This is a genomic window from Afipia massiliensis, assembly GCF_001006325.2.
GTDB classification, from domain to species: Bacteria; Pseudomonadota; Alphaproteobacteria; order Rhizobiales; family Xanthobacteraceae; genus Afipia; species Afipia massiliensis_A.
On record NZ_LBIA02000001.1, the window covers coordinates 3437264 to 3456391 of the forward strand.

Annotated in this window: 15 protein-coding genes; 11 read left to right on the plus strand and 4 right to left on the minus strand. The window is 56.0% G+C overall.

The genetic code is table 11. From position 1 onward, the window contains the following. Window positions 1–3: 3 nt before the first annotated feature. Entirely contained in the window at window positions 4–1305 is a 1302-nt protein-coding gene (locus tag YH63_RS16610; protein ID WP_046826646.1) for an O-antigen ligase family protein, read from the minus strand. Between the two features lie 121 nt (window positions 1306–1426). Here YH63_RS16610 and lptF point away from each other — a divergent pair, with 121 nt between their 5' ends. The 6 genes from lptF to YH63_RS16645 all read left to right on the plus strand — a co-directional run bounded on the left by lptF (window position 1427) and on the right by YH63_RS16645 (window position 9173). Continuing rightward, on the plus strand, window positions 1427–2581 hold the full coding sequence (lptF, locus tag YH63_RS16615) for an LPS export ABC transporter permease LptF (RefSeq protein WP_046826645.1): 1155 nt from the start codon (window positions 1427–1429) through the stop codon (window positions 2579–2581). Between the two features lie 93 nt (window positions 2582–2674). Beyond that, on the plus strand, window positions 2675–3763 hold the full coding sequence (gene gmd / locus YH63_RS16620) for a GDP-mannose 4,6-dehydratase (protein ID WP_046826644.1): 1089 nt from the start codon (window positions 2675–2677) through the stop codon (window positions 3761–3763). 89 nt (window positions 3764–3852) lie between these two features. Continuing rightward, a complete protein-coding gene (locus YH63_RS16625; RefSeq protein WP_046826643.1) occupies window positions 3853–4851 on the plus strand; it encodes a GDP-mannose 4,6-dehydratase in 999 nt (332 codons plus the stop codon). A gap of 40 nt (window positions 4852–4891) precedes the next feature. Next, a complete protein-coding gene (locus YH63_RS16630) occupies window positions 4892–6025 on the plus strand; it encodes a glycosyltransferase (protein ID WP_046826642.1) in 1134 nt (377 codons plus the stop codon). 419 nt (window positions 6026–6444) lie between these two features. After that, a complete protein-coding gene (locus YH63_RS16640; protein WP_046826641.1) occupies window positions 6445–7854 on the plus strand; it encodes a glycosyltransferase family 4 protein in 1410 nt (469 codons plus the stop codon). 149 nt (window positions 7855–8003) lie between these two features. Then, on the plus strand, window positions 8004–9173 hold the full coding sequence (locus tag YH63_RS16645; RefSeq protein WP_046829453.1) for a glycosyltransferase family 4 protein: 1170 nt from the start codon (window positions 8004–8006) through the stop codon (window positions 9171–9173). 22 nt (window positions 9174–9195) lie between these two features. Here the strand turns inward: YH63_RS16645 and YH63_RS16650 are convergent, their stop codons facing one another. Then, window positions 9196–10686, minus strand: a complete 1491-nt coding sequence (locus YH63_RS16650; protein WP_052753802.1) for a glycosyltransferase family 39 protein — start codon at window positions 10684–10686, stop codon at window positions 9196–9198. A 183-nt stretch (window positions 10687–10869) separates the two neighbouring features. Here YH63_RS16650 and YH63_RS16655 point away from each other — a divergent pair, with 183 nt between their 5' ends. The 3 genes from YH63_RS16655 to YH63_RS16670 all read left to right on the plus strand — a co-directional run bounded on the left by YH63_RS16655 (window position 10870) and on the right by YH63_RS16670 (window position 15172). Next, entirely contained in the window at window positions 10870–12375 is a 1506-nt protein-coding gene (locus YH63_RS16655) for a glycosyltransferase family 39 protein (RefSeq protein ID WP_046826640.1), read from the plus strand. Window positions 12376–13053: 678 nt separating this feature from the next. Continuing rightward, window positions 13054–13887 (plus strand): YqaJ viral recombinase family protein, encoded by an 834-nt coding sequence (locus tag YH63_RS16665; RefSeq protein ID WP_046826639.1) that lies wholly within the window; start codon window positions 13054–13056, stop codon window positions 13885–13887. After that, entirely contained in the window at window positions 13871–15172 is a 1302-nt protein-coding gene (locus YH63_RS16670; RefSeq protein WP_046826638.1) for an ERF family protein, read from the plus strand. Before YH63_RS16665 ends, YH63_RS16670 begins: the two co-directional genes overlap by 17 nt. 252 nt (window positions 15173–15424) lie before the next feature. On the opposite strand, the gene YH63_RS16675 is transcribed toward YH63_RS16670, so the two are convergent. Both YH63_RS16675 and YH63_RS16680 read right to left on the minus strand, forming a co-directional pair. Beyond that, window positions 15425–16138 carry a hypothetical protein gene (locus YH63_RS16675; protein WP_246658073.1) on the minus strand — a complete coding sequence of 238 codons (714 nt, stop codon included), beginning with the start codon at window positions 16136–16138 and terminating at the stop codon, window positions 15425–15427. Further along, window positions 16098–16559 (minus strand): hypothetical protein, encoded by a 462-nt coding sequence (locus YH63_RS16680; RefSeq protein WP_046826637.1) that lies wholly within the window; start codon window positions 16557–16559, stop codon window positions 16098–16100. Before YH63_RS16680 ends, YH63_RS16675 begins: the two co-directional genes overlap by 41 nt. Before the next feature lie 84 nt (window positions 16560–16643). Between YH63_RS16680 and YH63_RS16685 the strand changes: the two genes are divergently transcribed. Then, window positions 16644–16865, plus strand: coding sequence for a helix-turn-helix domain-containing protein (locus YH63_RS16685; RefSeq protein WP_046826636.1), 222 nt, complete (start codon window positions 16644–16646; stop codon window positions 16863–16865). Window positions 16866–17514: 649 nt separating this feature from the next. Then, window positions 17515–19032, plus strand: coding sequence for a recombinase family protein (locus YH63_RS16690; protein WP_046826635.1), 1518 nt, complete (start codon window positions 17515–17517; stop codon window positions 19030–19032). Window positions 19033–19128 lie beyond the last annotated feature (96 nt).

Below are 19128 nucleotides of genomic sequence, written 5' to 3' on the forward strand. Positions count from 1 at the left end.
AGATTAAGCACGGCAGACTTTCTTTTGAGAGTTTGCCGTTTTCCTTATCGTCCCTGCGGCGATGCCGACGGCGAGGACGTAGAGCCAGCCCTGATAGAAATCGCTGAGGTGCGAATTGAATAGCGAACTCAGGATGTTTTGCACGACCGCGACGAGCCCGATCCAAGCGACCACGCCTTCGCCGCGAAACGTCAGCAGATGAACGGTCCACATGAAGTAAAGCGCGAGCCCCCCGACGAATCCCCACTGGATGACGAATAGAAGCGTCTGATTATGCGGGTTTCCGATGATGCCCGTAGATAAGCTGTTCTGCCTACCGGCGTCACGCACGAACAGGGGCTTCGCTGAACCTGTGCCATGACCGATGATCGGGGCGGTCTTGAAGAACTCCATCGACTTGTTCCAAAGCTCGAGTCTTTGACCCACGGACGTCGTGCCTTGCTCCGTTCTTGGCACCCGGTATTCGGTGAATGCGGCAGAAACCTTTCGCTGCAAGTTTGGAGAAATAACCCATAGCCCCGCGATAACGGCAAGAAGGAAAGGACATGCGATCCAGAATTTTCTTCGACCGAGATAGCGATACGCAAACAATGCCGCGAGGACGGGTGAATACACCAGTGCGGTTCGCGAGACGTTGACGAAAGCGAGATTTGCTAGCAGCGCAGCGGCAATGAGCACAGCCGAAACGGCGATTGCCCGCTGCCGTCTACGCAAACTTTCCACAGTTACGGCAGCAAGCGCGGATGAGCAAAACACAAAGCCCTGACTTTGGTCGATGTAGTTTTTCACCGGGACGCCCGGTTGATCGGATTTGTAGTGGATCGACAGGCCCGGCCAAAACAGAACGACCCACGAATACAGCATCAGGACCGTGCAAGACGCGACAAAGGCATAGAACACATATTGGCCGCGATCGGATTGACTAAAGCAGTAGATCAATATCGGAATGCCGAGAAGTTTTCCCATCGGCGTCAGGCCGCGCAGCCTTTCCGGCCAGGAAATTTCCACCGCCCAAAGAACACCCAGCAAGGCAAGAAGGCATAGAACCAGGGTTGCCATGCTTGCTGGCTGTTTCAACGAGCAAAAGAAGGCCGATGGTTTTACCGTCGTCAGAAAGCCGATCAAAAAGGCCAGCGCGCACGATGAAGCCACGGACGTTGACCATGGCAATGCAGCCGCAGCGATAATGGCGAAATTCTCGGTGCCTTTTTGCCGCGCAGCCTGCGCAAGTGGCCGATTCGGACCAGTCCATACGAAAAAGCCGAGCCAGGCATCGGTCAGCTCCCGCTTGATGACGGAGTACATTATGCCTCTTTGTTGCTATTTTTTAGGTGCCGGTGGTGGAAAATATGCGATATAGTTCAAGATGATAACTGATATGTGGCGGTCATGGCCGTCCTCGAATCGGACTGTACCCGGAAGCTGGATGAGCGCAATCGACCGCTATATCGTGCGAACGACGTTGCTGGCGTTCTTGTTGATTGTCGTCTCATTGACGGGAGTCATATGGATCACGCAAGCGCTGCGCGGCATCGATTTGATGACAGGGCAGGGCCAGTCGATACTGGTGTTTCTCGGCGTTACGGGACTGGCCATACCGCTGCTGGCGATGATCATTTCGCCGATCGCGCTGCTTATTGCGGTCATGCACACTCTCAACAGGCTTGCGACCGACTCTGAAATAATTGTGATGAACGCCGCAGGGCTGTCGCCCGGCAGGCTTCTCCGTCCGTTTCTGTTTGCGACATGCGTGGTCAGCCTGCTTGTCGCGTTTCTCTCGCTTTATCTGGCGCCTGAATGCATGCGCGCCTTGCGGCGATGGCAGACCGAGATCGGCGCCGACGTCCTCACCAATATCCTTCGGCCCGGTGAATTCCAGAAGCTCGGCCCGCTGACGATCCGTATCCAGGGCCGGCAGCCCGGCGGGCTTCTCGTCGGGATTTTCATCGATGACCAGCGGAATCCATCGGAGCGGATTGACATTCTCGCGGATCGCGGCACGGTTCAGAAGAATGAACGGGGTTCGTTTCTCATTCTTCAGGATGGCAATCTCCAACGCTTCGAAGCCGGCAAACGCGAGCCTGCTCTTGTTGCATTCGCCAGCTACGCGTTCGACTTGTCCCAGTTCTCGAACGCTGTCCAGAGCGTGACGTATGGACCTCGCGAGAGGTCGATCGGTGGTCTGATCTCTCCGCCGCCCGATGATCCTGTCTTCAAGCGAATTCCGGGAGAGTTTCGGTCTGAGCTGCACGACCGGATTTTCGCGCCGATCTATCCCTTCGCTTTCATTTTGATGGCATTTGCCATTCTCGGCGCCCCACGGACCACGCGGCAGAATCGCAACTTTGCCATCGGAGTTCTTGTGGTCGGCATTCTCGTTCTGCGTATCGCAGGCTTCGGCCTTTCGACTATGTCAACGTCGCAGCCTGCCGCTGTATTCGTTCAGTACTTCATGCTGGCGGCGGTCAGCGTCGGCAGTGTCTGGATGATCATGCGCGGCGTGATCATAGACGCCCCCGCAAATCTGTTGGGATGGATCAATGGTCTGCTCAGCCGCCGCGTGTCGCTTGGGCAGCAGTAGTGTGGCGGAAAGCTCGACTCAGTATGATTTAACCGCCGATGATGTCATCATGATAAAACAGCACGTTGGCGATAATGAAGGTCAATAGATTAAATGAAGAAAACCGCGCTTATTACAGGAATCACCGGCCAGGACGGCGCATACCTTGCGGAGTTATTGCTATCCAAGGGATATTCGGTCCACGGGATCAAGCGGCGCACATCGCTTTTCAACACTGACCGCATTGACCATCTCTATCATGATCCGCATGACAAGGGTTACGATCTCACGCTTCATCATGGCGATCTGACGGATTCGTCGAGCCTCATTCGCATCGTGCAGGAAGTCCAGCCGGACGAGATCTACAACCTCGCCGCACAGAGTCATGTCGCGGTGTCGTTCGAGGAGCCTGAGTACACCGCCAATTCGGATGCGCTCGGGCCGCTGCGAATCCTCGAAGCGATCCGCATTCTTGGGCTTGAAAAGAAGACTCGATTTTATCAAGCTTCAACGTCCGAGTTGTACGGACTCGTCCAGGAAATCCCCCAGAAGGAAACGACGCCCTTTTACCCGCGATCGCCTTACGCTGTCGCGAAGCTGTACGCGTACTGGATCACCGTGAACTATCGCGAGGCTTACGGTCTGTTCGCTTGCAACGGCATTCTCTTCAATCATGAATCGCCAATCCGCGGCGAGACCTTCGTCACCCGGAAAATTACGCGTGCGTTGGCCCGCATAAAGCTCGGTCTTCAGGAGAAGGTTTATCTCGGCAACCTGAATGCGCTTCGCGATTGGGGGCACGCGCGTGACTATGTCGAGATGCAATGGCGGATGTTGCAGCAGGATGTAGCGGAGGACTATGTCATCGCGACCGGCGAACAGCACTCGGTTCGCGAGTTTCTGGAAGTCGCTGCAAGAGAGGTCGACATCGCCATTCGTTGGGAAGGAGAGGGCGTTGACGAAAAGGGGTACGAGGTTGCGACGGGACGATGTATCGTCGAAGTCGATCCGCGATATTTCCGGCCCGCGGAGGTGGAGACGCTTTTGGGCGATCCGACAAAGGCATACCAGAAACTCGGGTGGTCACCGACGACATCTTTCGTCGAACTGGTCATCGAAATGATGAGAGAGGATTTGAAGGCTGCCCAACGTGACGAACTCGTGAAGCAGCACGGTTTTAGGCATTTCAACTACAATGAATGATTTCTGAAACGGGATACGCCTCACCAATTTCTGCATAGCTGAGCAAACGTTGCTACAGAGCTATAAGTTGTTTGGAATCGAGGATTTTTTTGAGTAAAGTTTTAGTCACAGGAGCTTCCGGCCAGGACGGCTACTATCTTATCAACCTGCTTCGCCAGCAGGGGTGTGTCGTGCACGCCCAGTCGCGCCGTCAGACTCATCCAAGTTTGCATCGGGACGGGGCGTCCTGGCACGTTGGTGATCCTGCAGATCGTGATTTCCTCGACTCGCTGATTGCGAGTGTAATGCCGGACGAGATTTACAATCTCGCCGCTGTCTCCCGCCCAATCCAGAGCTGGGGCGCGCCGCGGGAGACGGCCGATGTCAACGCGTTTGTCCCGCAAGATATTTGCGAGCTTCTGCTCAAGTATAAACCAGACAGTCGTCTTTTCCAGGCCTCGTCGTCCGAGATTTTCGGAGATGCGGTCGATCACACGCAGAATGAGCAGACACTGTGCGCTCCCAAGTCGCCTTACGGCGTCGCTAAGCTCTATGCCCACCGGATTGTCGGTGCGTATCGGGCGCAGTACGGATTGCATGTTTCGACCGGCATTCTGTTCAATCACGAGAGCCCGAAGCGTCCACTTTCATTCGTGTCGCAGAAAATCGCTTATGCCGCCGCCGCCGTGTCGCTCGGCTTGAACGAGACACCAGAAGTCGATGAGACCGGCCGGCCGATACTGCTAGACGGGAAAATGGCCTTGGGTGATTTGAGCGTTCGGCGGGATTTCGGTTTTGCCGGCGACTATGTGGAAGCAATGCGGTTGATCGTTCAGCATCCAACAGCGGATGATTATGTTATCGGCACCGGTCGGGACCATTCGATTGAGGATTTCTGCCACCAGGCGTTCAGCTTGGTCGGCCAAAGGTGGGAGGACCACGTCATTGTGGATCCCGGGCTTATGCGTAAAGTCGATAGCCGCTATACACGCGCGGACACTGCCAAAATCCGTTCCGTGTTGAACTGGCAGCCAAATGTCGACTTTCAGGCGCTTGTTTCGATGATGGTGAAGGCACAAACCGCAATCATCAGGGGTAGCATGTCGTGAGTTGGAAGCTCGACGATGATTACCGCAGCGTTGAATTTTGATGCGAATTCTTCATGCGTACAAAGTCTATCTGCCCGGTGTCTATGGAGGTATCCCATCCGTCATAGCGATGCTGACGATGCTTCCGCGAATGGGCTTCCAGACGGAGGTTCTTGTTGCTTGCGACCGCGGCATGGGGCGCAAGTATGAGTTTGACGGAGTGAACGTCGAAGCGGTCTCGTCCATCGGGACGGTCATGTCGACGCCGTTGGCGCCAAGTTATCCATTCAGGTTTGCCGAACGAGCGCGGTCCTCGGATATTGTGGTCCACCACGCGCCCTTTCCGTTGACGGATTTGGGGGTTCTGCTGATGCCGAAGGATTCGGTCCTGATTGTGCATTGGCATGCGGAGGTGATCGGCCGGCCGTGGCTGATGCGGGTGCTGGCGCCGTTTATTCGGAATTCACTCAAGCGGGCCGACAAGATTATTGTTTCCGATCGGGTCATCGTCGAAAATTCTCCCTTCCTGAAAACGTTCGAGGACAAGTGTGTTGTCGTGCCATATGGGTGTGATGATGCCTACTGGGGCGAACTAAATCATGCGGAACAACGGGCTGTCGATAACTTGCAAAGGCAATATCCCAGACTCGTCGTCGCCGTCGGTCGGCTCGTCAGCTATAAAGGCTACGAAATTTTTCTTCGCGCGATGCAAAATGTCGATACCGATGCTGTCATCATTGGTGAAGGGCCGCTTAAGGCCGATCTCATCAGACTTTCGGAAGAACTCGGTGTTCTCGATCGGGTGAAGTTTTTGGGCGTACTGAAGTCCCACGAGGTCAAGCAGTACGTTCACGCCGCCAAGGCGCTTGCATTTCCGTCGGTCACGGAAGCGGAAGCCTTTGGCATCGTCCAATTGGAAGCAATGTCCGCAGGCAAGCCGGTCGTCAACACGGCTCTAGCGACGGCGGTCCCCCAGGTCGCGCGGGACGGCAAGGAGGGGCTTACCGTTCCACCAAACCAACCGGCTGCATTCGCGGAGGCGCTCCGCCGCTTGCTGGACCAACCCGACTTCGCGGCCAGATTGGGCAGGTCCGGGAAGGAACGGGTCCGAACTGAATTCAGTAAGACTCTGTTCCTATCCCGCATGCAGGAGATCTATCAGGAGGCCCATCACCGCCGCCGTTCAGCCCAGTGAGTGCGGAGTTTACCAAGCGCCAGGTGGGTGGTGTTGATTGGCGGCGCGAGGTTGGGGCAGGTGCGTAGTCAAGCGGAGATGGGCATTGCAGGATGTCGTCGACGGCCGGGGGCGAGAGAGCGCATTGACTCCTTCGTTCAGAAGGCGAGCGTTCTGGTGCTGGCGCCCACAATCTGGATTTATGCCACCGCTGATGCAACAAGGGGCTCTGGATGGATCGGGGAAGTGTCAAGGCCTTTGGCGCGGTCGAGGACATTATCGCTGCGTATCAGTCTCTCGCATAATGAGGAGGATTGGAATCGTTAACGCCTGGTTGGACCGCTAACCTGATGGACAGCTGGGTCACAATTCGAAAGAAGTTTGGGGCACTGCGTGTTATCATCGGGCAGTAAGCTTCCCGGTTTTGTTTGAGTTATTCAATGACGCTTTGGTTTGACGTAACGGATATCCGCGATTGGGAGCATCCGTACCTGACGGGAATTCAGCGGACCGTCGTGAATGTTCTGTCGGAATTGCTGAGATCTCAGGATGACATTCGCCTTTTTGCCTTCGTTCGCTCTGAACGAGCGCTTCGACAGGTGGATGTCGATACGCTTCCGCCTGCCGTTCTGAAGTATATTCGATCTTCGCGCGCGGGTGAGGTGAGCGCTCACAACACGGTAGCTATAGCGACGGGAATTGATTCACGTTCTCGCTATTTTTCGAAAATTGGCCTCCGGCGACGAATAAAGAAATGGATTGGGGATGAGGCGACCCAGGCCCTGAGAGATTTCCGGAGCGGTGGCAAAACAGTTGCTCGCATCCTTTGGCGGAAGATCAATTTCGCAACTCCGGCCTCGACCTCTCGTGCGGCTGTTGCTCCGCTGCAAATTTCTCCCGACTCCATTTTGTTCCGGCCCAGCGATATCTGTATTTCCCTATCCGCGACGTGGGGATTGCCGCATTACGGCGAAGTGATTGCGGCGAACAAGGTTCAAGGCGGTGCGAAGTGCATCAATCTCATCTACGATCTTATCCCGGCGCTTTTCCCGCAATGGATGCTACCGGGCTATTCGGATGTCGTTACCTTCTGGGCACAACAGCAGATGGAAAATGCCGATTTGATTCTTACAATTTCGAATTTCCAGAAAGGCGAAATTTCGAAATATATGGAGACTGAAAGAATATCGCCTCGGCCTATCGAAGTCGTCCGCCTGGGCGACAATCCGAACTTCATGGCGAATATCGCGGCGAATAAGCCGCTGCCCTTGCCGCGTTATGTACCCGATCGCAAGTTCGTTATCTGTGTCTCGTCGCTTGATGTGCGAAAGAACCAGAGCTTGCTTTATCAGGTTTGGCGCCGTCTGGCTCAAGAGCTTGGACCGGATTGCCCCCAGTTGCTTCTGATCGGCATACAGCAGTTGTACGTCTCCGATCTGCTGCACCAGATGCGTACAGATCCATTGGTGAGCAGACTCATCATTCACATGGACGACGTGGTGGACGAAGAACTCGCATGGTATTATCGGAGCTGCGAGTTCACGGTCTATCCGTCGGTTTACGAAGGATGGGGTTTGCCGGTTTCGGAGAGCCTGTCCTTGGGGAAATACTGCATTGCTGGCAACAGGACTTCATTGCCCGAGGCGGGAGGCGATCTGGTCGACTATTTCGATCCGTTCGATTTCATCGGTTGTTACAAGCTCGTTTACAGGGCCGTGACAGATCCGGACTATGTCAAACGCTGCGAACAGCGGATAAGAGAAAACTACGTGCCCTATACATGGACCATGACAGCGGCACATATTTCGGAGATCGTCGATCGGGTCGCGGATCGGCGGGAAGGTGCCTGATGACGGATTTCAACGCCTTGTTGGTCATCTGAATTTGAATGGTCTGTTTCAATTGCATAATCTGAGTTTCAAATAACATTCCGATAAAACACGAAAGTCATTTCGCGCAGATGCTTATAGGCTTTGAATCCAGCATCTTGAACCGCTCGATGACGGGCGTGGCAAACTACACATTCAACATTGTTCGTTGCGTCATGGAAATCGCGCCGGATATCGGCTTTGCCGGGTTTCGTGGGTTTGATTGGCGCAAGTTTGATCGTGCCGCGATGCAGGAGATCGCGCGCTCGCAACATAAACTCCATGATGTGGAGCTGCAGCACGCAGCTTCGTTTGCGCGTATCAAGAATCTCGTGCTCGACAGGGCAGCTGGTTGGCCGGGCTCACGTGTAGCGGGCGCGATTTATCGCGAGATGCGGAGAGGGCGATTTTCAGCGTCGGTGCGGAAGCAGCCTCTCGATCTTTTTCATGCGTTCAACTTCCGGCCGCTGGCCGATCCGGGAGTACCGATGCTGCCGGTGATTTATGATCTTTCGACATTCCGGTATCCGGAATTTCATCCGCCGGACCGGGTCAGGTGGCTTGAACCGCTGCGCGATCTGGTCGAACGCGCCCCTTTGGTACAGACTATTTCTGATTTCAGCCGGCGTGAGATTGCGGATATCTTCGGCTACCCTCTGGCGAAGATATTTGTGGCGCCGCCGGCTGCCGCTCCTGTGTTCGTGCCGCTGGGCCGTGACCTGACGCAATCGGTCCTCGATACGCTGGATCTGACGTACGGTGAGTTCTTTCTCGTTGTCGGAACGCATGAGCCGCGAAAAAATATCCGGACCGCTGTACTCGCCTATGAGCGGTTGCCGCAAGCGGCGCGCGCGCGGTCCCCGTTGGTCCTTGCAGGCGGAAAAGGGTGGGGCGATCTGGATCTGCCCGCGCAAACCGAAAGCCTCGTCAGGGGTGGATCGGTCAGATTTGTTCATGGCGTAGCCGATCCGCAGTTGCGCAGCCTTTATGAGGGGGCGCGTCTGCTGCTTGCGCCTTCGCTCTATGAAGGTTTCGGGATGCCTGTCGTGGAGGCGTTGGCGTGCGGTACGCCAGTGGCGCATAGCGCCGATACGTCGATGGATGAGATTTCAGGAAATATGGATCGGCGAGTTGCCGCTCTGGACGTAGAAGGCTGGACCCGCGCCCTCAGGGATGCGCTCGAGAGTGACGATCACGCCGACCTTGCGCGCCGGGAGGCACGGATCGCGCGAGCGCGTCAATTCGACTGGCAGCAGAGTGCCGAAGTGGTGATCGACGCCTACCGGCGCATCTTGAACTGATATCGTATGCCGCCGACAGGCATCAGCGTTGGCAATCCTGCGGTGCGATGAAGTGGTATGGAAACGTTCGCTGCTTTCCAGTCCATGTCCGTCTGAGCGGAATGGTGACGCTGCTCTCAGCCGAATAGGTCTTGCCCGGCAGGAATTTGAGCATCCGTTCCTTGAACTCGGGATCGGTGTCCATCACAACGGCACCTTTGGCGCGTAACCTGCTGTCGTCATACCAGGTTGCTCCGGTGATTTCCCGATACGCCAGCGTGGTGACATCGCGTCCAGCCTCGATTCCGACGCCGTAAACACCTTGCCTGCCGCCGATGAAGTACGCCGGGCCGCACGCATACTTGCTGTGCCAGTCCTTGAGAATACGGCGCGCGGCTTCGGCGCTAGGTTCCTGCATCGCGCTGTGGCTCGCAAATCCGGTGAAGATAATTGCGACGGCTATACCGGCGATGAGATAGAGCCCGCCGATGAAGGGAACCACACGGGTGTCGAACCTGCGTTTGCAATGCTCGCTCCATCCGATCAGCGGAGCGACCGCGAGGAACGTCAGCATGATGTAGGGCGCGGCAAACCGCGCCAGGAAATTAAGCCCGGTGAGCATCACGAGAATGATGAGCATGATGTGGGCAGATACGGCTGTGAAAAGCAGAAACTGTGCTGCGGGCGTACGATCCCTCTGCGGGGAGCCAATCGTCAGGTAACCTTTCCAGAGACTGATTGCGACAATTGCATATCCCGGGATTGCAAAAGTCAGGTAACCCACCGCGAGCTCCGCGACGCCGTTGATCCTTTGGAAAAATGGATTCTGAAAGTCGAAATGATCGAGGCCATATTCGAATGCCGCGCTGTGTTTCAGGACGGCGATAACGTGTGGCAGTATCAACACCACGCCTGTTGCGATTGCCGCGTAGAAGCCGGGGCGCCTCAGGACAATCCGATATGCAGGCAGCAAAAGAATGCTGCTTGCCATTGCGAAGAAAAGCACCACGGCATTGTATTTCGTGAGCGCGGCGACGGCTGACCAGAAGCCGAATGCGATCCAGTATCGAAGACGATCGGACCGGGCCGCCTGAAGGAAATAAAAAATGACGGCGGGCCACGACGTGAGTTGGAGAATGTCGGCATTGAGCGCGAAGGAGAGGGGTGCGAAAACCGTGTAAGCCGATGTGCCGTAAAGGAATGTGAACAGCAGCGCGTTGTCGCGCCTCGTCGCGAGCAGCAACGTGCGATAGCAATAGATCAATCCAACCGCGATCAGGATTTGTCCGGCGAGGATCATGACCACGGCGGAGGTGCCGAACAGCCTGTCAACGATGCCGCCGACCCACACCATCATCGGCGGGTGGAACGGCGTCACGATTGGAAATTCGCGGCCCCAAGCGATCAGTTCTCGCGTGTCGTACATCGCCGTCGGAAATACGAGGACGGCCAGCAGCACCGGCAGCAGCAGCGCCAGCCCAAGAACGCCGATCGCGCGGTGGCGTCCCGGGCCGGAAATTTCCTGGATTGGCATGATAACGATGAGCCTCGATGTCCGGGGAGATTCGCTCTGCGGCACGTGTGCAATTATAGCAAGCCGAACTACCGGGTTGGAGACCGCAGGGATAGATGCTGCGGTATCTTGGCAGGATTGACCCTGCCGGGAATAGTCGGATAGGGCTAGACCTTACGTCGCAACTGGTGAGATGTCGCCGCCATGGCCTCGTTTCTTGATACGTGGCTCGATGGTGTGGAGGACGGCTGGAGTATTCCGGTTTTGCTCGCGGTCTTTGTGACGCTATGGACCGCGTTCCTCGCAATCGCGTATCTGAATGCTGATCTGCATCCCGACGTCATCGAGGCATGGACGATCGGGCGGACGCTGGACTGGGGTGGCGCCAAGCATCCGCCGCTGATGGGCTGGGTGACCCACGCCTGGACGCTGGTTTTCCCGGTCGCGGATTGGTCGTTTTATCTTCTGGCTATGGTGAATTCCGCCTTGGCGCTCTGGATCATCGATCTGACGACGCGCCGGTTCACGAACGGCGACAAGCGCGTGATTGTCCTGCTGCTGCTGATGCTGCTGCCGGTCTATCAATTCCAGGCGCAGCGCTTTAACGCGAACTCAGTACTGTTCGCGGTCTGGCCGCTTGCGATCTATTGTTTCCTGAGATCGTTCGAGACCCGCAGGGCCGGATGGGCGGCTGCTGCTGGATTGGCCGGTGCTCTGGCGATCCTCGGAAAGTACTATTCTGCATTTCTGATCGTCGGGTTCATCTTTGCGGCGGTCTTGCATCCCGCGCGCCGGATCTATTTCACCTCGTCTGCCCCATGGATTTCCGCGGCGGCCGGATTGCTGCTGCTGGCCCCACACGTCCACTGGATGCTGACATCCGGGACCAGCCCTCTTGGCTACGCGCTGGCCGCCCACGGCGGGCTGACCACGGGCCGCGCCTTTCTGTCGGGCTTGGCCTTCCTGCTTGGGCTGGCGGCCACCCTGGCCCTGCCGGGGTTCATGTGGGCCGTTATGATCCGCACGCGGGCAGGGGACTATCTCAGGGACTTCAGGCTGCTGGATCCCGGCCTGCTTCTGCTGTTGTTGGTCGCCATAGGGGCAATCATTGTCCCGCCGGTCGTCAGTCTCATGCTCAGGAGTTCGCTGACCACTGTCTGGGCATCGCCCGGGCTATTTGTGTTCGTGCTGGTCGCCGTCTGTGCGGCCCGGTTTCCTGTTGACAGGACCCAGACGCGACGGCTGGCGGCAAGTATCCTTGCCGTCACCTTGGTGGCGGTCCTGCTTGCTCCCGCGCATGCGTATTACCGGAATGGCCACCCTTTCAAGGAGGGGCGGAATTACTACAGCCGCGCTACGACCGAGGTCATGCGACGCTGGCGGCAGGTCTCACCGAGCCTCCTGAAGACCGTCAGTGGGGACAGGTTGGCGATGGCTCTAACGTTCTATGCTCCCGTCCGCCCCGCCTTCGTCCTCCCCTTTACTCAGCGGGACGGTTGGCAAATACCATCCGATGCAGTGTTACGAGAAGGGTGGGCAAGCATGTGCCTGCCGGACGAAGAGGCATGCCTCCAGTGGTTGAAGCAGATCGCGGCAACGTCACCGGACGCCAAACCATTTGATTTTGTAGTCCAGCCGCAGCTTTGGGGAATAGCGGGAGTTCCGGCACGGATTACCGCACTCGTCGTCCCACCGCGGGCGGCGCGCTGACGAGCGCGCGCGGTCCGAGCAGTTTCGTCGTTCATGACCCGGCGAGAGGCCGCTGCGTTTCTCAGCATCTGTCTCGGCGATTGCGGTGTTTCCGAATTTGCTGGTCAGGTCGTTTTATCTGAGAAGAGGGAACGAACGCGGAAATTGCGCGCGATATCTTATCGCAATCTGCTCCAGCCGAAAGTTTATTGAATCCGCTGGAACGAAAAACCATCGCTGCTTCCGTGGCTGATTGCCGGAACTGCGAAAATAACAGGTGACCTCTGGGATAGTCTCGCCAGACGCGCGCAAACTTCGGCGGTTTTGGTGCGGCAGATGCCTTCGCCTAAGTGTATTATTTGCGCAGGCGTACGCCAGGTCCCGCACCATTTTTCGAAATAAACTGAATACCGGCGCCCTCTAGCGCCCTCTGGATGGCATGAACGGCGTCCCGTGACACATCACGCCGGGACTTCTCAAAATCCACGATCGTCGACAGTCCAAGCCCCGCCATCTCGGCGAGGGCCGGCTGCGTGATGTCCACTAACGCGCGCGCTGCGCGGCACTGGCCCGGGGTTATTGAATGCACAATTCCAATTGACATGATGATTATTGTGTTGTTCAACATAAAATGTTGATGTAGTAGTGACGCTAGACCGAACTCAGATTTACCCCAGAAGCATAACTAGAGGCTAACCGATGTCGATTTCGCAAAAGAAACAATCGCATATTATCAACCGGCGGCATTTCATCGGCGGATCGGACGCCCGAGTGATCATGGGCAAGGACGAAAAGGCGCTGCTGCGGCTCTGGAAGGAAAAGCGGGGCGAGTCCGATAGACCCAATCTCTCGGGCGAGTTGATTGTCCAGTTGGGGCTTGTGACCGAGGACCTCAATCGCCGCTGGTTCGAGCGTCAATCGGGGCATCGCATTGTGGCCGTCCAACGGCACGCCATTCACCGGGCGTTTCCCTGGATGGCGGCCACCCTCGATGGGCTGGTGGAGGCAACCGGCGCGGTGTTCGAGGCCAAATTCATGCTACCATGGTCGTTCTCGGAAGCGGCGGCCGCTGAGAAACATATGGCCCAGCTTCAGCACAACATGTTGGTCGCCGAGACCAAGATGTCGGTGCTGTCGATCATCAATGGCGGTGGCAAGTGGGTCGAGCTCGCGATCGGGGCGGATCCGATCTACCAAACCGTCCTGATCGCCGCAGAAAAGGCCTTCTGGCGTGCGGTCAAGACGGGAGAGCCACCGGCGCTGTTCGACTGTGAACCGCCCAAGCCGCGGATTGAAGCCGTCCGGGTGGTCGATATGAACGCCTCTAACTCCTGGGCTGAGTTTGCATCCCTCTACCTTGAAACACGCAGCGCCCATCTCGATCACGAGCGGGCCAAGAGCGAGCTCAAAGTGCTCATGCCGGAGGATGCCAAGGAAGCCATGGGGCATGGCATCCGCGCCAAACGCTCAAAATCCGGGGCGGTGACCTTTGATCTCGTTGAAATGGAGAGCGCCCATGCATCGCTCCAGTGAAAGCGTGGCCGCGATCGCGACCGCTCTGGCCAAGGCCCAGACCGAACTCTCCAACCCGGAGAAGTCCATGGTTGGCATGATTCATCACAATAATCGCGGCGATAACCCCCAGACGTTCCGTTATGCGTCACTATCGAGTGGCCTCGAGATTGTTCGCAAAACTTTAGGTGGTCAGCAGATTGCCGTCGCCCAAACTACCGACATCGACCGGGCGAATGGTTTGGTCAATCTGACTACGATCCTGATGCACACCTCCGGGGAATGGATTTCGTCCGACTGGCCGGTCTGCCAGCTGTCGGACGCCTCCGCGCCGCGACGAATGGGAGCGGCACTGACCTACGCGAGGCGCTATGCCTTGTTCACGCTGGTTGGCATAGCGGGCGAAGATGATCTGGATACGCCCGATCTGCAAAATCCAGACGCTAGCCAGCAGATTGAATCTGCCACCAACTACCAGAATGGAAATTCTCGACATGGGGACGCCTCTTTGGGTGCCGCCCGCTCAAGTAAACCGCAAGCTTCTATTGTTGGGGGCGCACTCGATACAGACAATTCACGCTCAATGCGGTTTCAAATTCAATCTAACATCGACGCATTGACTACGATTGAAGATCTGCAGGTACGCGCCACAGACATTCTCAAAGCAAAAAACCGCCTCGTAGTGAGCGATGCTAAGTTGATAGAACAAGCGTTCACGGACAAGATGGCTGCGCTTCAAGATCAAGCACCGGGCACAAGTGCCTACCCATCGATCGCGGACAGCAAGCCGAGCGACGACACTCAATCAACGCCTCCAGACACCTCGGCACCGGTCAGATCACGGAAGGGGAAGGGAAAGAAGCCAGGGAAAAGGAAGGGCAATGGAAGCGGAGAGGGCGGGGTACCCATTTCGGTGGTTGTTGAAACAATCTCGACAGAACCGCCCGTCGATACAATCGAAAAGCAGAAGATCGACAAGAGCGAGCTTGCACTCGGCGAGCCTCGGCGCCATCGCGACAAAGCCCACTTACGATTTGTCGCCGCGCAACCCTGTTTGATCTGCGAACGATCTCCCTCCGATGCCCATCATTTGCGGTTTGCTCAGCCTCGCGCGATGGGGCGCAAAACCAGCGACGAGTTCACGGTGCCACTGTGCCGAGCTCATCATCGGGAAAATCACCGGACAGGAAGGGAGGAGCTCTGGTGGCAAAGCAAAGGGATAGAGCCGCTCACGCTTGCCGCAGAGCTTTGGTTGACTTCGCGCCGGTCGGTGCAGTTCAATCCGCTTCGGCGCCGTAGCATTTAGCCGTTTCTCGGAGACTCGTAGGGAGGGCGCCTGGCTTTGCTATCGCGAGTTCGCTGTGGGCATGTTTGCAACTGCGATAGCGGCGATGACGAGAAGCAAAGCGGCAGTTAGCTCGATCGATATAACGGCTCATGTTTCACAGTTGCACGCTCATCAGACCGGCTTGGTTGATAGTCTTGGCGGGATCGTGACTTATCATTCACCCAATACGTTGTCCGAGAGCGTCCAATATGGTCTACCAACCGAAATCGATTAGAATTGACTGGGTTCAATTGATCTCGTTTTCAGGTTTCCACCCTTCCTGGAAATCAGTTCGACTGTATAGCCGCGCGTCTCTGTAAACTCGAAAATCCGATCTACCCTGTTTGTTGAAGTGGTCTGGCCGAACAATGCTGTTGGGCCACACCAAATGTCTCCAGCTGCGTATTTCAAAACAAACGACCCTTCGGGCACGTCCTGTTCAAGGGTTTCACCGCCGCGCATATAGAACGCCATTATTGGTTGCGACGTGACGGCATTCTCCAGCTTGATAAAATAGTAGCCGCCCGGGCTTGTCCTGATGGTTAGCGGAGAAACCCTGGCAGAGTGGTCATAGCTCGCATAAAGCCCGCTGGACGGTTGAGGATAGCCGGTACAGGCGGCGGGCGGTGCCGCGGTCTGGGTAGGCGACCCGTCTGGGACCCAGCCTGTCAGGGCTGACGGCTTTAGGATGGCAAGCAAGCCCAGCCCAACGGCGATCGTGATGAGATAACGCCTTGTATGAGCTTGGCGCAGAACGCGCTTTACCAGGGTTTCCGGCAGAGCCGATTGGCACTTACCGCAATGGGGGAGCTTGGTGACGCCGTAAGCACCAATACGGTTGATAGCTCCGCACCTGGAGCACGCCAATTCGCGAGTGGGAACGGGGGGAGGCACTAGCTGCTCGTCATTGCAGGCAGTTCTGGACGGCGAAAGCGCATTGCTCACCACCCGTCAAGATTCCGCCCGTCGGTCCAGCATAGTTAAGCCTTGATACCCGGCCGTCCATCATCACGACATTGACGGTGCAATATTTCCGGCTGGAATTGACGGTGGCTAAGCTCGTCGTTGTGGCGTGGCCGGTCGCCGAAAACTGGCTGCCCCGCCGATCGCCTGAGATTGATCCACTAGTTTGAGCAAAGCCCGTCCCAATTGTCGTCGTCTGGTCGTTGCCCGATCCATACGACCAAACCTCGGTCATTCCTTCGGCGCCCTTTGTCCCCGGGGGTCCCATGCAGGCGAGGATCTGCTCTCTGCTCATGCCGACCATTTTGTCCTGGGCGCCTTGCGCGACGACCGCGCGCTGAATCGCACAGCCTGCAAACGCGGTTACACCGGCCAACAAAAAAGCGACTCTAAAAACGCTCATGCCCTCGTTTCCTTAGTTCGACCCGATATAAATACATACTATAGTTGGTAAACTTAAAGTACATATTTTTTGCACGATGCGCATATGGATATGCGCAAGCTCGTGGGGGAGAACTTCAAAAGGATCAGGCTCTTGAAGGGCCTGACTCAGGAAGAGTTCAGCGAACTATCGGGCTTCAGTCAGCAATACATTAGTGGGCTGGAAGGGGGCCGTCGCAATCCCACCGTCGTAACGCTTTACGAGTTGGCCACAGCCCTAGGCGTTAGTCATTTAGAGTTATTGCGTCCGCCCGGCCGCCATCGCTGACACCGTTCTAAACGTGGGAATATCTATCTGCGTTTGGGAGATTTAGGATGGACCGCTATAGAGATTGAGATACTGGCCGTTCAGCGAAGAAGGATTATTGCCACATTCGGATGGCTTCGTCTTTGCAAAAACTGCGATCAGCTTGACTGCGTCAGCTGAATATTTTTTAGGGTAGCAATCTTTCTTGCCGACACAAAAAAGGCCGAGCTGCGATCGCAGCGGTTGCCCAGTCGGAGCTCAGAACAAAACGGCTCCAAAGATCTACGTTTCTTAAAACATCGACACTTCACTAACGACCTCGCGATAGCTCTTTCGAACTTGGAAGAACTTGCCAAGTTTTAGCGACGAACTCATGCGGTGCGTGGAGCCCCACTGCGACACCAAGGGTGAGCGCGAGGACGATCAACGCGATGGCAAGCGGCCACCGCAACGCAGCGATGGCGCGGTCGCCCCGCACCATCACCCTCAGCGGCCAAAAGCTGATGCTAATGTCAACGGGCCGCGATCCACGGCTTCGCAAACAACCGCACGTAGAATGCGTCTTTTGCGACAGCAATCATTTCCAGTTGAATCAGTTACGTCGCAGTGTCGCGCCTAATTGTACCAAGCGTTTTGGCAGCACCTTCATCCTTTGGCGTTCTGATCGCGCATGCTCCTGCTGGAAAATAGCGCGGCCCAATACGTTCGTATGTCCACAGACATGCAAACGTTTTCCATTGAGAACCAATCTGAAGCGATCTCGCTCTATGCTGCCACCCGCGGCTTAACAATCGTCTGCAGCTATGAGGATTCCGGCAAGAGCGGCCTCAACATCGAGGGGCGTCCCGGTCTCCGCAAGCTGATAGCTGACGTTACATCGGGTCACGCCGAATTCAAAACCATCCTCGTCTATGATGTAAGTCGCTGGGGTCGGTTTCAGGATAGCGATGAAAGCGCGTATTACGAGTTCTTGTGTCGTGAAAGCGGTGTCCAGGTGGAATATTGCGCTGAGCAATTCTCCAACGATGGGAGCCTTTCGGCCACAGTATTAAAGAATATCAAGCGTGCGATGGCGGGAGAATTTAGCCGGGAGTTGTCGACAAAGGTATTCACGGGTCAAAGCAAGATCGTTACTCGCGGATTCTATATTGGGCCGGATCCCGGATTTGGGTTGCGACGATGTTTGGTGGATCCGACTGGAAAAAAGAAGACGGTGTTGGCGTTTGGTGAGATGAAGAACATTCGGTCGGATCGAACAATACTTGTTCCTGGGCCGCCGGCTGAAACAAATGTGATTCATCGGGTTTATGGTCTGTTCATCGACAAGAAGCTGTCTATCAGCGAGATCGCACGAAAGCTAAACGACGAGGGGATTCCAAACGCATACGGCCGTCCCTGGGTAACGCATTCAATTCGCCAGTTGTTGTCCAACGAGAAGTATATCGGAAATAGCGTCTTCAATCGCGCCTCTAAGAAATTTGGAAAGAATTGGCGGAGAAATCCGCCAAGCGAATGGGTGCGCGGGCTGGGAGTTTTTGAGCCTGTGATATCGATCGAGCGGTTTGAGCAGGCGAGACTTCGGCTAAAGGAGAATTCAACGTATCGCACTGACGGTGACGTTTTGAATTCTCTCACTGCTTTGTGGTGCTGCAAGGGTCGGCTTGATATCGATTTGGTGTTGTCGTCCGAGAAGATGCCATCGCCGCAGTCGATCAAGGTCAGATTTGGAAGTCTCACTCAGGCTTATCGACTGATTGGATACAGGGGGAGGGGTGATCGGGACTATAAAATAAAAGCCCGGGAGGGCATGCGGAAGACCATCATTGAAGGAGTGAGAAAACTGAACGGCACTGCTCGAAGATGCTCGTCAGGTCGACACATAATCATCAATGAAGAGTTGCGCGTTGGTGTCGGGGTTGGGCGACGTGCGAGTGGGCCCAACAGGCATGGCGACTGGAATTTTGGATATCGATCACAGCAGAAGCCCGACATTTTGGTGGTTGCGCGTATCGATAGAGGGTGCCGGGAGGTGCGAGACTATTTCATACATCCATACGCGCTGTTGCCGCACGGCAGTTGGCTCACGATTAGTGGAAAGAATTATGCGCGGCTAGACGCATTCCATACGAATACGCTCGAGCCCTTTGTGAAAATGTGTGCTCGGAGATCGCTGGAGGCATCCAAATGACACCGAGGGAAATGAGCGGACGCGTGCTCGAAAGTGGAGGGTGGAGCGGGACCGTATCAAAGCACAACAGGTTATCGAGGCGCGAGAGCATGTAAA

Bases quoted from the DNA above. Each gene is read 5' to 3' on its own strand.
- YH63_RS16640 (WP_046826641.1), top strand. From the start codon at position 6,445: ATGACGCTTTGGTTTGACGTAACGGATATCCGCGATTGGGAGCATCCG.
- YH63_RS16680 (WP_046826637.1), bottom strand. From the start codon at position 16,559: ATGAGCGTTTTTAGAGTCGCTTTTTTGTTGGCCGGTGTAACCGCGTTT.
- YH63_RS16690 (WP_046826635.1), top strand. From the start codon at position 17,515: ATGCTCCTGCTGGAAAATAGCGCGGCCCAATACGTTCGTATGTCCACA.
- YH63_RS16655 (WP_046826640.1), top strand. From the start codon at position 10,870: ATGGCCTCGTTTCTTGATACGTGGCTCGATGGTGTGGAGGACGGCTGG.
- lptF (WP_046826645.1), top strand. From the start codon at position 1,427: ATGAGCGCAATCGACCGCTATATCGTGCGAACGACGTTGCTGGCGTTC.
- YH63_RS16650 (WP_052753802.1), bottom strand. From the start codon at position 10,686: ATGCCAATCCAGGAAATTTCCGGCCCGGGACGCCACCGCGCGATCGGC.
- YH63_RS16670 (WP_046826638.1), top strand. From the start codon at position 13,871: ATGCATCGCTCCAGTGAAAGCGTGGCCGCGATCGCGACCGCTCTGGCC.
- YH63_RS16645 (WP_046829453.1), top strand. From the start codon at position 8,004: ATGACGGGCGTGGCAAACTACACATTCAACATTGTTCGTTGCGTCATG.
- YH63_RS16610 (WP_046826646.1), bottom strand. From the start codon at position 1,305: ATGTACTCCGTCATCAAGCGGGAGCTGACCGATGCCTGGCTCGGCTTT.
- gmd (WP_046826644.1), top strand. From the start codon at position 2,675: ATGAAGAAAACCGCGCTTATTACAGGAATCACCGGCCAGGACGGCGCA.
- YH63_RS16665 (WP_046826639.1), top strand. From the start codon at position 13,054: ATGTCGATTTCGCAAAAGAAACAATCGCATATTATCAACCGGCGGCAT.
- YH63_RS16685 (WP_046826636.1), top strand. From the start codon at position 16,644: ATGGATATGCGCAAGCTCGTGGGGGAGAACTTCAAAAGGATCAGGCTC.
- YH63_RS16630 (WP_046826642.1), top strand. From the start codon at position 4,892: ATGCGAATTCTTCATGCGTACAAAGTCTATCTGCCCGGTGTCTATGGA.